The sequence below is a fragment of the Streptomyces sp. NPDC002926 genome (assembly GCF_053591755.1).
This window is the reverse complement of sequence record NZ_JBSFUK010000026.1, coordinates 24,411-40,596: the sequence shown is the minus strand read 5'-3', so window position 1 is coordinate 40,596 and position 16,186 is coordinate 24,411. Positions and strand designations below refer to the sequence as shown.

The window sequence follows — 16,186 nt, the reverse complement described above, 5'->3', positions numbered from 1 at the left end:
CGCTCAGAGGAACTTGGCCTTACCCGGGCCCTCCTCCACGAAGCTGCGCATCCCGCGCTCGCGGTCCTCCGTCGCGAACAGGCCCGCGAACCAGTTGCGTTCGACGGCGAGGCCCGTCCCGATGTCCGTCTCCAGGCCGGCGTCGATGGACTCCTTGGCGGCACGCAGCGCCAGGGCCGGCCCCCGCGCGAGCCGTGCGGCCCAGGCGCGGGCCTGCTCGTACACCTCGGCCGCGGGGACGAGGCGGTCGACGAGACCGAGCGCCAGCGCCTCCTCGGCCTTCACCATACGGCCGGTGAAGATCAGGTCCTTGGCCTTGGACGGGCCGATCAGCCGCGAGAGCCGCTGGGTGCCGCCGGCGCCCGGGATCAGGCCGAGCAGGATCTCGGGCTGCCCGAGCGTGGCGTTGTCGGCGGCGATCCGGAAGTCGGCGCAGAGGGCCAGTTCGCAGCCGCCTCCGAGTGCGTAGCCGGTGACGGCGGCGACGACGGGCTTGGGGATACGGGCGACAGCGGTGAAGGAATCCTGCAGGGCCCGGGACCGCACGACCATCGCCGCGTGGTCCATCTCCTGCATCTCCTTGATGTCCGCTCCGGCCGCGAACACCTTCTCGCCGCCGTACAGGATCACGGCCCGTACGTCCTCGCGGCGGGTCGCCTCCTCGGCGAGCTCGCGCAGCCTGTCCTGGATGGCGATGTCCAGGGCGTTCATCGGCGGGCGGTCCAGTCGGATGGTGCCGACGCCTTCGGAGACCTCGAGTGCAACAGTCGTCATGGAGGCAGGTTAACCGTCGCTAACGACAACGGACCCGGTGCTGTTGCTCACAGCACCGGGTCCGGCGTTTCCGGAAGGCGGACGTACTACTTGGTCCAGTCCGCCCAGGACATGTTCCAGCCGTTCAGACCGTTCTCCGGAGCGATCTGGCGGTCCTTGGAGTTCTTCACGATCACCACGTCGCCGATGATCGACCGGTCGAAGAGCCAGGCCGCCGGGGTGCCGTCGTCGTACGCCCCCCGGACGTCGCGCAGACCCACACAGCCATGGCTGACGTTCGACGAACCGAACGTCCCGGACGAGGCCCAGTAGTTGCCGTGGATGAAGGTGCCCGAGTTGGACAGACGCATCGCGTGCGGCACGTCCTTGATGTCGTACTCGCCGCCGAAGCCCACGGTGGCGCCGTTCATCCGGGTCACCTTGTACTTCTCACTGATGACCATCTGGCCGTTGTACGTCGTGGTCGACGGCGCGCCCGCGGTGATGGGGATGGACTTGATCTGCTTGCCGTCCCGTACGACCTTCATGGTGTGCTCACCGGCGTCCACGGTGGAGACCTGGCTGCGGCCGATGGTGAACTTCACCGTCTTGGACTGCTTGCCGTACACCCCGGGGCGACCCTCGACGCCGTCCAGGCTGAGCCTGACCGTCACCTTGGTGCCCGCGGCCCAGTACTTCTCCGGGCGGAAGTCGAGGCGGTCGTTGCCGAACCAGTGGCCCTCGACCGGCACGGCCGGCTCCGCGGTCACCTTGATGGCCTTCTCGACGGACTCCGGATTGGTGATGCCACGGGTGAAGTTGATCGAGACCGGCATGCCGACGCCGACCGTCGCGCCGTCCTCGGGCGTGTACTGCCCGAGGAAGGTGTTCTTCGGGACGAGGGTGGTGAAGGTGGTGTCCTTCGCCGACTCACGGCCGTCCGCGTCCTTGGCGATCGCGTGCACCTTGTACTTGGTGGAGCCCGCCAGGTGCTGCAGCGGCTGCCAACTGGCGCCGTCCGCGGCGAGCTTGCCCTCGACCGCGGAGCCCTTGTCGTCCTGGACCGTGACCGTGGTCAGCTTGCCCTTCTCGGCCGTGACCTTGAGTGCGCCGCTGGTGGCTACCGACCGGGCGCCGTCCTTGGGCGCGATGGTCACCACCGCCTGGGAGGCCGCGTTCCCGACCTTCCCGCCGTCCTTCTTGTCCTTGTCGCCACTGCCCTTGCCGGAGTCCCCACCACCGCAAGCCGTGACCAGCACCAGCAACGCCCCCAGCACCAGAGCCAGCAGAGCGGCGCCCCCACGCCCGCGTCCGCTTCCCGCCCCGGCCGATGCCCCCGATATCGGCTGCCCGTTCAAAATGGTCTTCTCCCCTCGCACGGCCTGGCCCCGCCACGGCCCGCACCCCCGCGCGCCTCACGCACGCACGGCGATAGATAATCACACCGTGGGTAGGTGAACCTCCCCACGAATGTCACCGTTCAGTCCCAACTTGTCCGCCGGGCTCACCTGAGACGGTGCGGGCCTTGCAGGTCAGCGAGGGTCAGCGCAGCGCGGAACCCTCCTTCCACGCCTTCCAGTCCAGGTTCCAGCCGCCGAGACCGTTGTCGGGGTCGACCCGCTTGTCCCGCGAGCCCACGACCTCGACCACATCGCCGATCAGCGTCCGGTCGAAGAACCAGCCGGCCGGGGTGTCCTCGCTGCCGCCCTTGACGTCGCGCAGTCCGACGCAGCCATGGCTCACGTTCTCCGAGCCGAAGGTCTCCGGCGCGGCCCAGTAATTGCCGTGCAGGAACGTCCCCGAGTTGGTCAGACGCATCGCGTGCGGGACGTCCTTGATGTCGTACTCACCGCCGAAGCCGACCGTCCGGCCGTTCATCCGGGTCACGTCGAACAGCTCTGAGACCACCATCTTGCCGTTGTACGTCGTCGTCTTGGGCCCTCCCGCGGTGATGGGCAGAGTCGCCAGGACGGCGCCGTCGCGCGTGATCCGCATGGTGTGCGCCGTGGCGTCGACCTGTGAGACCTGCGAGCGGCCGACCGTGAAGGCGACGGTCTTCTGCTGGATGCCGTACACCCGCGGCGCCGCCTCGACATCACGCAGCCGCACATCGACCGTGACCTTGGTGCCCGGTCTCCAGTACTCCCGCGGACGGAAGTCGAGGCGCTCCTTGCCGAACCAGTGGCCGACCACCTCGACGGGCGGCTCGGAGGTGACGCGGATGGCACGTTCGACGGCCCCGCGGTTCTCGATCTCCCGGTTGAAGTCGAAGGAAACGATCATGCCGGTGCCGACGGTCGAGCGGTTCTCCGGTTTGAAGTAGCCGATGAAACGGCGCTCGGGAATCTGTGTGGTGAAGGTGGTGTGGCGGGCCTGACGGTGGCCGTGTCCGTCCAGCGCCACCACGTCGACGCTGTACTTTGCGGACAGATCGAGGTGCGTGCCCTCGGCCGGGTTCCAGCGCAGCCCGTCCTCGGAGACCACGCCGGGGACCTCGGTCGGCCGGCCGTCCTCCACCTGCATCACCTTGACCCGCTCGAGCCGCCCGCTGGGCAGCTTCACCATGAGCGGGCCCTCGGGGCCGACCCCCTTGGCGCCATCCTCGGGGACGACCTGGATCGCGTCCTCGGGCGACCGCGGCTTATTGCCGACGTCGAGCTCCGCGCCGGTGCATCCGGCCAGCCCGGCCATCAGTCCTGCCCATGTCAGGACGACGGCCGCGCCCCGTCCTGCCCGCTTCAGTACATGTCTCACGTACCGACCAACGACCGCCCCCCTCCAGGGGAAACGTGAGCGCGGGGCCATGTTGGTATGAGAGCAGTGCGGGCAGAACAGGTGGGAGGACCACGCGTGGGGTGCCGCGGCCGGGACGCCGTGAGCAGTACTCCCCCAGAGCCCTTCGGGCCTGGGGGGCACCCCCGGCGGGGCCCGATGAGCCGCGGGAGGCCGGCAGGTGTCGAGCGCAGCCGAGCAGGAGACAGTGCAGGAGGGGGTGCGGGGCGAATTTCCCGGCCCACTCCCGGCGGTCGGTGTCAACGGCCGCCACAGAGAGACAGGCGCCCGCAGGCCGGCCGTATGGCCGGGGGCGCCGACGCCGCTCGGGGCGCGTTTCCGGGTCGGACCCGACGGGGTCGCGGGCACGAACTTCGCGCTCTGGGCGGGCGGGGCGGAGGCGGTGGAGCTGTGCCTGTTCGGCGACGAGGGCGGTTCGGTCACCGAGACACGGCTGCCGCTGACCGAGCTGACCCATGAGATCTGGCACGGCTTTGTGCCCGAGGTCCGGCCGGGGCAGCGGTACGGCTTCCGGGTGCACGGCCGCTGGGACCCGTGGACGGGCGCGCGATGGAATCCGGCGAAGCTGCTGCTGGATCCGTACGCGCGGGCGGTGGACGGCGAGTTCCGACTGCCCGCCGAGGTGTACGGGCATGTGCGCGACTGGCCGCAGCAGCATGTCGCGGACACGGTGCGGGACGACCGGGACTCGGCGCCGTATGTGCCCAAGGGCGTCGTCGTCCACGATGACGCCCCCGACGACGAATGGACGGACGACCGCAGGCCCAAGACGCCGTGGGCGGACTCGGTCATCTACGAGCTGCATGTGCGCGGGTTCACCAAGCTGCATCCGGGGGTTCCGGAGGAACTGCGGGGCACCTACGCGGGCCTCGCGCATCCGGCGGCGATAGAGCATCTGGTGCGGCTCGGGGTGACGGCGGTCGAGCTGCTGCCGGTCCACCAGTACGCGCACGAGGACCATCTGCTGCGGCGCGGCCTGCGCAACTACTGGGGCTACAACTCCATCGGCTACTTCGCGCCGCACGCCGCGTACTCGGCGAGCGGGACGAGCGGTCAGCAGGTCGGCGAGTTCAAACGGATGGTGCAGGCACTGCACGCCGCCGGGATCGAGGTCATCCTCGATGTGGTCTACAACCACACGGCGGAGGCGGGTGAGCTGGGTCCGACCCTGTCGCTGCGCGGTATCGACAACCGCGGCTACTACCGGCTCCAGTCGGACGCCCGGACGTACGCGGACTACACCGGGTGCGGCAACACCCTGCATGTGGTGCAGCCGCATGTGCTGCGGCTGATCACCGATTCACTGCGCTACTGGGTGACCGAAATGGGGGTCGACGGCTTCCGCTTCGACCTGGCGGCGGCGCTGGCGCGCTCCATGCACGATGTCGACATGCTCTCCCCCTTCCTCGCAGTGATCGCGCAGGATCCGGTGCTGCGGCGGGTGAAGCTGATCGCCGAGCCGTGGGACGTGGGCAACGGCGGCTACCAGGTGGGGGCGTTCCCGCCGCTGTGGACGGAGTGGAACGACCGCTACCGCGATGCCGTACGGGACTTCTGGCGCGGCGCGCTGCCCGACGTGAGGGATCTCGGATACCGGCTCTCGGGCTCCAGCGATCTGTACGCCTGGGGCGGCCGGCGGCCGTACGCGTCCATCAACTTCGTGACCGCGCACGACGGGTTCACCCTGCGCGATCTGGTCAGTTACGAGCAGAAGCACAACGAGGCCAATGGCGAGGGCAACCGCGACGGCACGAACGACAACCGGTCCTGGAACTGCGGCGCCGAGGGCGAGACGGACGATGCGCAGATCAACGCGCTACGGCGGCGGCAGCTGCGCAATCTGCTGACGACGCTGCTGGTGTCGACGGGCGTGCCGATGCTGGTCGCGGGCGACGAGATGGGCCGTACACAGGGCGGCAGCAACAACGCCTACTGCCAGGACAACGAGATCGGCTGGGTGGACTGGTCACTGCGCGAGCAGCCGGGCCCGCGCGGACTGCTGGAGCTGACGACCCGGCTGCTGGCGCTGCGCCACAGCCATCCGGTGCTGCGCCGCCGTGCCTTCTTCTCGGGCCGCGCGAGGGCGGCGGACGGACTGCGGGATCTCGCCTGGTTCACGCCGCACGGCACGGAGATGACGGAACGGGACTGGTACGCCCCGGCGTCGACGCTGGCGCTCTATCTCTCCGGCCGCGACATCCCCGGACGTGACGCGCGTGGGGCGGAGGTGACGGACGACAGCTTCCTGACGGTGCTGCACTCGGCGGACCGGCCGACGAGCTTCCGGCTGCCGGGCCCGCCCTGGGCGCAGGCGTACGAGCTGGTGGTCGACACCTCGCGGGAGGACCAGGAGACGGCGCCGGGCACCGTGCATCCCGGTGGGGAGACGGTGACCGTGCCGGCGCGGTCGGTGCTGCTGCTTCGCGTCAGAACGTGACCGGGATTCCGGGGGGCGAAGTCGTCCTCGACGGGGTCGGTTCCCGGTCTTCGCCCCGGCGGGCACAGCGGCTGCGCCCCTGCCTGGATACGCCCGGTGGCGGCAAAAACCGGATGAGCGATGTCAGTGGTGAACCGTAGGCTCGCCGCTGATGTCCGACACACATGCAGCCACCAGGAACCGGTCCGCCGTGCGTTCGCTGCTGCGGCTGTGGCCGTACGTACGCCCCGTCCGAACGCGCCTGTTCAGCGCGGGATTTGTCGCCATAGTGGCCTCCTGCCTCGGCCTGGTCATCCCGCTCGTCCTGAAGTGGATGGTGGACGGCCCGGTCGCCGGCAGGGACCCCGGCGGGGTCTGGCTCGGCGCGCTGGTGCTGCTGATGCTGGGCGTCGCCGAGGCGGTGCTCTTCGGCCTCCGGCGGTGGCTGGTGGCCAGGCCGCTGGCGAGCGTGGAGGCGGCCATGCGGGCCGGTCTCTACCGGCATCTGCAGCGGCTGCCGGTGGCTTTCCACGACCGGTGGGCGTCGGGGCAGTTGCTCTCGCGCGGAACGACGGATCTGATGCTGGTGCGGATGTTCCTGGCCTTTCCGCTGACCTTCCTCGTGGTCAACGCGACGACCATCCTGGTCGGCTATGTGATTCTGCTGGGCCAGCAGTGGACGCTGGGGCTCGTACTCCTCGCGCCCATCGTGCCGCTGGTGATTCTCTGCTCGGTCTTCGAGTCGCGGTACGCGATCGTCGCCCGGAAGGCGCAGGACCAGGTCGGCGATCTGACGACCGTCGTCGAGGAGAGCGTGCTCGGCATCCGCATCATCAAGGGCTTCGGCCGCCACCGCAGCCAGGCCCGCGCCTTCCGCGGGCTCTCGGAGCGGCTGCGCGGTACGGAGCTGGGCAAAGCGCGGCTGCTGGCCGGGATCTGGGCACTGATCACGACCATCCCGGAGGTAGCGATCGGCGCGGCCCTGGTGCTGGGCACGATCCAGGTCGCCGACGGCGGTCTGTCGGCGGGCACGCTGGTGGCGTTCCTGTCGACAGCGCTCGCGCTGCGCTGGCCGGTGGAGTCGATCGGCTTTCTGCTGGCGATGAGCCAGGAGGCGGCGACGGCGACGGAGCGGTACTTCGAGGTGATGGACGCGGCGGAGGAGTCGTCCGGGGGTTCGGACGCGTCCGGGCCCGGCAGTGCCGACGGACTCCGGTTCGAGGGCGTCGAGTTCCGCTACCCGGACGCGTCCGACGGCGCCGCGCCCGTGCTCGCCCGCATCGATCTGAGGGTACGTCCCGGCGAGACCATGGCCCTGGTCGGCGGCACCGGTTCCGGAAAGACCACGCTCACCGCGCTCGTACCGCGACTGCACGAGGTGACCGCGGGCCGGATCACGCTGGACGGGGAGGACATCGCGGCGATGCCTCGCGAGCGGTTGCGCGAGCTGGTGTCCGTGGCTTTCGAGGAGCCGACGCTGTTCTCGGCGAGCGTCGGAGAGAACGTTCTGATGGGCGCGGAGGGCGCGGGCGACGAAGAGCTGGGCCGGGCCCTGGACATCGCGCAGGCCGGGTTCGTGCAGTCGCTGCCCCACGGCACCGACACCCAGGTCGGCGAGCAGGGCCTCAGCCTCTCCGGCGGACAGCGGCAGCGCCTGGCCCTGGCCAGGGCGGTCGTCGGGCAGCCGCGCTTCCTGGTGCTCGACGACCCGCTGTCGGCGCTGGATGTGCATACGGAGGCGCTGGTCGAGGCCGCACTGCGCCGAGTGCTTGAGGACACGACGGCGCTGGTGGTGGCGCACCGCCCGTCGACGGTGATGCTGGCGGACCGGGTGGCGCTGCTGTCGGGCGGGCGGATCGCGGCGGTCGGCACTCATCAGGAACTGCTGCGTACGAACAGGGAGTACGCGTGGCTGATGTCCGGCGCCGATGCCCAGGAGAACGCCGAGGAGAGTGTCCGATGACGTCATCGACGACCACCGCGCCGTACGCCGACGGCGAGGACGAACGCACGGGCGAGGGCGCGCCGCCCCTGGAGAAGCCGGCGCCGGTCAGGGCCGACCCGTTCGACCGGGACGCGCTGCCGGCGCCGCAGGGGGCGACCGGCGCCCTGTTGCGCTCGCTCCTCGCGCCGCGGCGCCGCTTCGTCGGCATCGCGGCGCTGCTCCTGCTGCTTCAGCAGGCCGCCGTCCAGGCCGGTCCACTCCTCGTCGCGTACGCCATCGACCGCGGCGTACCGGCCTTCCGCACACACGACTACGGACCGCTGATCGCGGTCGCCGTCGGGTACGCCCTGTGCGCTTCCGGCGCCGGTGTCCTGCAGTACTCCTTCATCCGCGCCTCCGCCCGCGTCAACCAGGACGTCCTCCTCGATCTGCGCGGCCGGATCTTCCGTCACGCACAGGCCCTGAGCGTCGACTTCCACGAGCGGTACACCTCGGGCCGGCTCATCTCGCGGTCGACCACCGATGTCGAGTCCCTCCGGGAGCTGCTCAGCGAAGGCCTGCAGGAGCTGATCATGGTTGTCCTCGCCTTTGTCTACATCTCGGCAATGCTGCTCTGGCTGGACCTCGGACTCGGCGGGCTCGCGGTCCTCTCGTTCGTCCCGCTCCATCTGCTCGTACGCCTCTACCAGCGCCGCGCCAAGGCCGTCTACAGCACCCGTTCCACAGCGATCGCCGCCGTCATCGTGAAGTTCGCGGAGACGATGAACGGCATCCGGCCGGTGCGCGCCTTCCGCCGCGAGCGCGCGAACGACACGGGGTTCCAGGCCCTCAACCACCACCATGAGCGCACCAACGGCGACGCCATGCTGGAGATGGCGCGCTACGTCGTCGGCTCCCGGCTCGTCGCCAACACCGCTGTCGCCGGCATCGTGCTGTGGGGCGCGTACCGGGTGGCGGACGGCACGCTGGCGCTCGGTGTGCTGGCCGCCGCCGTCCTCTATCTGCGACGGCTGTACGACCCGATCGACCGGCTCGGGATGTTCCTCAACTCCTACCAGTCCGCAGCGGCTTCCCTCGAGAAGATCGCGGGCCTGCTGGCCCAGGTCCCGTCGGTCCCCGAGGCACCGGACCCGAAGGAACTGCCTGCCCGTCGCTCGGGCCACCCGGGCCGCGAGGTCGTCTTCGACGGCGTCCGTTTCGCCTACCGCACCGGCGGCGAGGTGCTTCCCCGCTTCGATCTGACGATCCCGGCCGGCCAGACCGTCGCCGTCGTCGGCTCGACCGGCGCGGGCAAGTCCACGCTCGCGAAGCTGCTGGCCCGCTTCTACGACCCCACGGAGGGCCGGGTCCTCCTCGACGGCGTCGAGCTGCGCGAGCTGGCGACGCCGGAACTGCGGCGCGGGGTGGTGATGGTGACCCAGGAGGCGTTCCTGTTCTCCGGGACGGTCGCGGAGAACATCGCGATCGGACGGCCGGACGCCTCCCGCGAGGAGATCGAGCAGGCGGCGAAGGCGATCGGCGCGCACGGCTTCATCAGCGGCCTGCCGGACGGCTACGACACGGACGTACGCAAACGGGGCGGCCGGATCTCCGCCGGCCAGCGACAACTGGTGGCCTTCGCCCGCGCGCTGCTCGCCGACCCGGCGGTGCTGATCCTTGACGAGGCGACGAGCTCGCTCGACATCCCGGGTGAACGGGCGGTGCAGCGCGCGATGGACACGGTGCTGCACGGGCGCACGGCAGTGGTGATCGCACACCGCCTGTCGACGGTGGAGATCGCGGACCGGGTGCTGGTGATGGAACACGGCCGCATCGTGGAGGACGGCGCGCCGGGCCGGCTGATCGCCGGGGAGGGCCGCTTCGCGGGCCTGCACCGGGCGTGGCGCGACAGCGTGGTGGGGTGAGATCGCGGGGTGCGGGCCTCGGTGTGAAGGCCGTGGACCGCTCCCTGTGATCGCCGGCTTCGCGCCGCGCGGCGACCCACCTCCGGGAAGCACGGGCACGCGGGACACGCCGGCCCCGGACGGCCGGCGGCACAGGACCGGGCACCCGCCCCCACAGGGGACGGCCACCGCCGCACCCGCGTGCTCGGGCGGGGCCGCGCCCGGGGCCGGTCCGTTCGCACGGACGCGATCCGTGGCGAGGATTCGACGGACCGGTTCCGGCCGATCGGCGGGCCGCGCCCGAGCTCGCCACTCGCCGGGCTTCGCGGCGTACACCCGCCATCCGTGGACGGCGCGGGCGATGGCGCCCCTCACGCGGCCGACCGTCTCGCCGGACGCGACGAAGTACACCGAACGGGTACCGCGCGCCCGGCACGGCACCGGCCCGACCCCTTCGAGGCTATCCACACCCACCTCACGCTCTTCGCGTACGTCCAAGGGCCGGCTGTGACCGCGGAGTCGGGGACCCGGGCGGAGCAGGACACCGGAATGCCGGACGCCGAGTGGACGGCACGGAACGCGCCATGTTCCGGGGCGATCGCCGCGACCGGGAACCATGCCCTGCTCAACACGCCGTTCACACCGGACGGGTTCGGGCCGGACCTCGAAACGCTCTTCGAGTTCGGGCTGCGCCGAACAATCGACGGCATCCCAGTGATGATCAGCGAAACGTCCGCTTAACGAACATGACTGTTCACGCAGCGGACGATTTCCAGCCATCTTTTTGACGCGGTCCTGACAGGAGACCTCAAGTGCTGCCACTCTTCCCCAGCATCCACGCACCACATGCTCCGCATGCTCTGCCCGGCCGGCCCCACCCAGCCGACCGGTACCCCCCTCGCAGAAGGAGTTCGCGTGAGACCCACGCCTCGCCGGCGCACCACCGCGACCGGAGCTCTTATAGCCACCGCCGCCCTCCTGGCGGTCGGATTCCAGACAGGTACGTCATCGGCCGAACCGGCGGCATCCGCCGCGCCGGCGGCAGCGAAAGCGGGGAAGGCCGACCCCGGCGCCCTGCCGTTGACTCTCAGCCCCGCGCAGCGCGCCGAGCTGATCCGCAAGGCGAGCGCCACCACGGCGGCGACCGCCAAGGAACTGGGCCTCACCGCCCAGGAGAAGCTCGTCGTGCGGGACGTCACGCAGGACCGTGACGGCACCACGCACACCCGCTACGAGCGTACCTACGCCGGGCTCCCGGTCCTCGGCGGCGACCTCGTGGTCTCCGAGACCAAGGCGGGCGCCACCGAGTCGGTCAGCAAGGCCTCCCGGTCGGTCCTGAAGAACATCGACACCAGCGCCGACGTCGCTCCCGCCGCCGCCGAGAAGCAGGCGCTGGGCGCGGCCAGGGCGGAGGGCTCGGCGAAGGCCAAGGCCGACCGCGCACCGCGCAAGGTGGTCTGGCTGGCGTCGGGCACGCCGACTCTCGCGTACGAGACCGTCGTCGGTGGCCTCCAGCACGACGGCACTCCGAACGAGCTGCACGTCGTCACCGACGCCTCCACCGGCAAGAAGCTCTTCGAGTGGCAGGCCGTCGAGAACGGCACCGGCAACACGCAGTACAGCGGCTCGGTGACGGTCGGCAGCGTGCAGTCCGGAAGCACGTACAACCTCACCGACTCCGGGCGCGGCAACCACAAGACGTACAACCTGAACCACGGCTCCAGCGGCACCGGCACCCTGTACTCGGGTGCGGACGACGTCTGGGGCAACGGCCAGGCCTCCGAACCGGAGACCGCCGGCGCGGATGCCGCCTACGGCGCCGGGCTCACCTGGGACTACTACAAGAACGTGCACGGCCGCTCCGGCATCCGTGGTGACGGTGTCGGCGCGTACTCCCGTGTCCACTACGGCAACGCGTACGTCAACGCGTTCTGGCAGGACAGCTGCTTCTGCATGACGTACGGCGACGGCTCGGGCAACGCCAAGCCGCTCACGTCCATCGACGTGGCCGCGCACGAGATGACCCACGGTGTCACCGCCGCCACCGCGAAGCTCGTCTACAGCGGCGAGTCCGGCGGCCTCAACGAGGCGACGTCCGACATCTTCGCCGCGGCCGTCGAGTTCTACGCCAACAACGCCCAGGACAAGGGTGACTACCTGGTCGGCGAGAAGATCGACATCAACGGCGACGGCACCCCGCTGCGCTACATGGACAAGCCGAGCAAGGACGGCGCGTCCAAGGACGCCTGGTACTCGGGTATCGGCGGCGTCGACGTCCACTACTCCTCGGGTCCGGCGAACCACTGGTACTACCTGCTCTCCGAGGGCAGCGGTGCCAAGACCATCAACGGCGTCAACTACGACTCCCCGACCTCCGACGGTCTGCCCGTGACCGGCATCGGCCGGGACAAGGCCTCGCTGATCTGGTTCAAGGCGCTCACCACGAAGTTCAACTCCACGACGAACTACGCGGCGGCCCGCACCGGCACCATCGCGGTCGCGACGGAGCTGTACGGAGCCACCAGCGCCGAGGTCAAGTCCGTGACCGACGCGTGGGCCGGCATCAACGTCGGCGCCCGCCCCGGCGGCGACCCGGACCCGGGCGGCACGGTCTTCGAGAACACCGCTGACGTCGCGATCCCGGACAACGGCGCCGCTGTCACCTCGACGGTCAACGTCACGGGCCGCACGGGCAACGCCCCGGCCGCCCTCAAGGTCGGCGTGGACATCATCCACACCTGGCGCGGCGACCTGGTCGTCGACCTGATCGCCCCGGACGGAACGGTCTACAACCTGAAGCCGTTCAGCTCCTCCGACTCGGCCGACAACGTCCAGACGACCTACACGGTCAACGCCTCCTCCGAGGTCGCCAACGGCGCCTGGAAGCTGCGCGTCCAGGACAAGGCGGCATGGGACACCGGCTACATCAACAGCTTCAAGCTCACTTTCTGAGTCCTGCCGCACGAGGCTGCCCGGGGGTGCACCATCGCCCCGGGCAGCTTCCGCGTGTTCGTGACCGCGGCTTCGGGGTGCGCAGCCGCCGCCCGGGATCGCCGGCATGGGTGAGGGTCTCCCAGGCGACGAACAGGTTGTTGGACCCGGCGGGGCCGTTGCTGCTCAAAGGCATCCCATGAGCACGTCAAGGCTTCGAGTTCAGGGCGTGAAGGAGAACGGTCGGTCCGCCGGAATGCTGGGGCGGTACACGCAGGCGAACCCGGCCGCGGGTGCGACCGGGTTCGCCGTGCGGCGGTGCGCGGACACCACCGTGGATCAGCCCGTCAACCTCATTGAGCAGCGCATCAGCGCATCAGAACGCCCGCGCCCTCCCCCGTCGCCTCCGTCGGCAGCGCGACCAGCCCCAGATCCGCACTGGCGGCGAGCAGTCGGTGGTCCGGCAGGATCCGCACCGTATAGCCGAACGGACCCGTACGGTCGAGCGCGAGCGGACCCTCGTACACCCAGCGGCCGTCCAGGTCGGGGCCGCTCGTCGGCTTCAGCGGGGAGGTCTGGGCGCCGGCGATCGCGTCGTCGGAGTCGACCTGGCCCGCCACCGCCTGCACCTCCACGTCGTCCGGCTGCAGGTCGCCCAGGGCAACGCGCACCCGGAGCGCGAGGGTGGCGCCCAGCTCCGCCGTGCCCGCGGGCGAGGCCTGTTCGAGGGCCTCCACATGGTCGACGGCCACCCGCGGCCAGGCGATGCGTACCCGGGACTTCCAGGCCGCCAGCTCGCGTGCGGTGTCCGCGTTCAGGGACCGGTGGGCCCGGGCGGCCGGGGCGTACAGCCGCTCCACGTACTCGCGCACCATGCGGCCGGCGAGCACCTTGGGGCCGAGCGTCGTCAGTGTCCGGCGGACCATCTCGATCCAGCGCTCGGGCAGTCCGCCGCCGTTGCGGTCGTAGAAGCGGGGCGCCACCCGCTCCTCGATCAGCTCGTACAGCGCGCCCGCCTCCAGCTCGTCGCGGCGGTCGTCGTCGGTGGCCGAGCCGTCCGCGGTGGGAATGGCCCAGCCGAAGTCCGGCTCGAACCACTCGTCCCACCAGCCGTCGAGCACGGACAGGTTGAGACAGCCGTTCAGCGCGGCCTTCATCCCGCTCGTCCCGCAGGCCTCCAGCGGCCGCAGCGGATTGTTCAGCCACACATCGCAGCCCGGGTAGAGCTTCTGCGCCATCGCCATGCCGTAGTCGGGCAGGAAGACGATGCGATGACGGACCCGCGGATCATCGGCGAACCGCACCAGCTCCCGCACCAGCCGCTTGCCGCTGTCGTCCGCCGGATGCGCCTTGCCCGCGACGACGATCTGGATGGGCCTGGTGGGGTGGAGCAGCAGCTCCATCAGCCGGTCGCGGTCGCGCAGCATCAGGGTGAGCCGTTTGTACGAGGGAACCCGGCGGGCGAACCCGATCGTCAGCACGTCCGGGTCGAGCACCCCGTCGATCCAGCCCAGTTCGGCCGCACCGGCGCCGCGCTGGCGCCACGAGGCGTGCAGCCGCTCCCGTACCTCCAGGACCAGCTGCTCCCGCAGGCCGCGGCGCAGCTCCCAGATGTCGGCGTCCGGGATGTCGGCGACGGCGTCCCAGCGCTCGGAGTCGCCCACGGACAGGGCGTCCTCGGTGCGGCCCGGGCCGATCTGGCGCGCACCGAGCCGGAACACTTCGGGCGCCACCCAGGTCGGCGCGTGCACCCCGTTGGTGACCGAGGTGATCGGCACCTCCTCGGCGTCGAAGCCGGGCCACAGGCCGGCGAACATGCCGCGGCTCACCGCACCGTGCAGGACCGAGACCCCGTTGGCGCGCTGGGCCAGCCGCAGCCCCATCACCGCCATGTTGAAGAGATTGGGCTCGCCGCCCGGATAGGTCTCCATACCGAGCTGGAGCACCTTCTCGACCGGGACTCCGGCCAGCTCCGCGCGGTCGCCGAAGTGGCGGGCGACGAGCTCGCGGTCGAAGCGGTCGATCCCGGCGGGCACCGGCGTGTGGGTGGTGAACACGGTCCCGGCCCGGACCGCCTCCAGCGCCGCGTCGAAGTCCAGGCCCGTGTCACCCAGTTCGCGGATGCGCTCCAGGCCGAGGAAGCCGGCGTGCCCCTCGTTGGTGTGGAACACCTCGGGCGCGGGGTGGCCGGCGAGCCGGCAGTACGCACGTACCGCACGTACCCCCCCGATCCCCAGCAGCATCTCCTGCAGCAGCCGGTGCTCGCTGCCGCCGCCGTACAGCCGGTCGGTGACATCGCGCTCGCCGGGATCGTTCTCCTCGACGTCGGAGTCGAGCATCAGCAGTGGTACCCGGCCGACCTGCGCGACCCAGATGTGCGCGCGCAGCGAGCGACCGCCGGGCAGCGCCAGGGACACCTGGACGGGGCTCCCTTCGGTCTCCCGCAGGAGGCTCACCGGGAGCTCGTTCGGATCGAGAAGCGGATAGTGCTCCTGCTGCCAGCCGTCGCGGGACAACGACTGGCGGAAGTAGCCGTGGCGGTAGAGCAGCCCGACGCCGATGAGCGGTACGCCGAGGTCGCTGGCGGCCTTGAGATGGTCACCGGCGAGGATGCCGAGGCCGCCGGAGTACTGCGGGAGTGCGGCGGTGACGCCGAACTCCGGCGAGAAGTAGGCGATCGCGGCCGGGAACTCCGGCGCCTCGGGGTCGATGTCGCCGGAGGTGCCGCTGTGCGCCTGGTACCACCTGCGCCCGAGCAGATAGTCGTCCAGGTCGTCGGCGACGGCGGTCAGTCTGCGCAGAAAGCGCCGGTCTCCGGCCAGTTCGGCCAGTCGGGCGGCGGACACGGCCCCGAGCAGCCGCACGGGGTCGCCGCCCGCCGCCTGCCATCCTTCGGGATCGACGGCCTGGAAGAGGTCACGGGTCTCGGTATGCCAGGACCAGCGCAGATTGCGCGCCAGATCGCTGAGCGGACTGAGCGGTTCGGGGAGGACGGGGCGGACGGTGAATCGACGAATGGCCTTCACGGGTCCCACCTTCGCAGGGGAGGTACGCATCCGAGGGGACGCACGACGGTGTGCGCCTCTCCGTCACCCCAGACGGTAGTGGTAAGCGCGCCTTCTCAACCACGGCGCGCGGCCGTCCGGCGGGCGCCCGCGGGAGTACTCGGCGCGGTGAACCCAACGAAACTCCTTACGGGGAACCCCGGTTGACGGTCGCCGGGCCGACGGCCCCGGTCGCCGGACACCGGGCCGCTGTCTCGGCGAGTTCCCGCACGGGTATCACCTGGTGGATGCCGGTGCAGCCGTCCGGTGCCCGCTCATGAGCCAGATGGACGACGACCTCGGGACCGGCTGCCGGTTCACCCCGCTGAAGCTCTGTCATGGCGGCCTGCTCAGCCGGAAACACGGTCCGATCCGCGAAGGTGCCGGGACGTCTCCTACGCCCCCTAGTAGTGCCGCGCTC

Annotated in this window: 10 protein-coding genes; 5 read left to right on the top strand and 5 right to left on the bottom strand. The window is 70.6% G+C overall.

Annotation, left to right across the window (positions count from 1 at the left end; all coding sequences use genetic code 11):
* Window positions 1–3: 3 nt before the first annotated feature.
* From ACWDZ6_RS27480 to ACWDZ6_RS27470, 3 genes are all read right to left on the bottom strand, one after another.
* Entirely contained in the window at window positions 4–774 is a 771-nt protein-coding gene (locus tag ACWDZ6_RS27480) for an enoyl-CoA hydratase/isomerase family protein (protein WP_451504969.1), read from the bottom strand.
* 86 nt (window positions 775–860) lie between these two features.
* Entirely contained in the window at window positions 861–2,111 is a 1,251-nt protein-coding gene (locus tag ACWDZ6_RS27475; protein WP_451504968.1) for a L,D-transpeptidase, read from the bottom strand.
* A 184-nt stretch (window positions 2,112–2,295) separates the two neighbouring features.
* Window positions 2,296–3,507, bottom strand: coding sequence for an Ig-like domain-containing protein (locus tag ACWDZ6_RS27470; RefSeq protein WP_451504967.1), 1,212 nt, complete (start codon window positions 3,505–3,507; stop codon window positions 2,296–2,298).
* A 199-nt stretch (window positions 3,508–3,706) separates the two neighbouring features.
* Here ACWDZ6_RS27470 and glgX point away from each other — a divergent pair, with 199 nt between their 5' ends.
* From glgX to ACWDZ6_RS27445, 5 genes are all read left to right on the top strand, one after another.
* Window positions 3,707–5,983 carry a glycogen debranching protein GlgX gene (gene glgX / locus ACWDZ6_RS27465; RefSeq protein ID WP_366735599.1) on the top strand — a complete coding sequence of 759 codons (2,277 nt, stop codon included), beginning with the start codon at window positions 3,707–3,709 and terminating at the stop codon, window positions 5,981–5,983.
* Window positions 5,984–6,134: 151 nt separating this feature from the next.
* Complete coding sequence (locus tag ACWDZ6_RS27460) at window positions 6,135–7,925, top strand: ABC transporter ATP-binding protein (protein ID WP_451504966.1); 1,791 nt, start codon at window positions 6,135–6,137, stop codon at window positions 7,923–7,925.
* Entirely contained in the window at window positions 7,922–9,811 is a 1,890-nt protein-coding gene (locus tag ACWDZ6_RS27455; protein ID WP_451504965.1) for an ABC transporter ATP-binding protein, read from the top strand. Before ACWDZ6_RS27460 ends, ACWDZ6_RS27455 begins: the two co-directional genes overlap by 4 nt.
* A gap of 324 nt (window positions 9,812–10,135) precedes the next feature.
* On the top strand, window positions 10,136–10,531 hold the full coding sequence (locus ACWDZ6_RS27450; RefSeq protein WP_451504964.1) for a hypothetical protein: 396 nt from the start codon (window positions 10,136–10,138) through the stop codon (window positions 10,529–10,531).
* 174 nt (window positions 10,532–10,705) lie between these two features.
* Window positions 10,706–12,742 carry a M4 family metallopeptidase gene (locus ACWDZ6_RS27445; protein WP_451504963.1) on the top strand — a complete coding sequence of 679 codons (2,037 nt, stop codon included), beginning with the start codon at window positions 10,706–10,708 and terminating at the stop codon, window positions 12,740–12,742.
* A 347-nt stretch (window positions 12,743–13,089) separates the two neighbouring features.
* Here the strand turns inward: ACWDZ6_RS27445 and ACWDZ6_RS27440 are convergent, their stop codons facing one another.
* On the bottom strand, window positions 13,090–15,747 hold the full coding sequence (locus tag ACWDZ6_RS27440; protein ID WP_451504962.1) for a glycosyltransferase family 1 protein: 2,658 nt from the start codon (window positions 15,745–15,747) through the stop codon (window positions 13,090–13,092).
* 166 nt (window positions 15,748–15,913) lie between these two features.
* The gene (locus ACWDZ6_RS27435) at window positions 15,914–16,105 is read right to left on the bottom strand and encodes a hypothetical protein (protein WP_451504961.1); all 192 of its coding nucleotides are present in this window, start codon (window positions 16,103–16,105) and stop codon (window positions 15,914–15,916) included.
* Window positions 16,106–16,186: the final 81 nt, after the last annotated feature.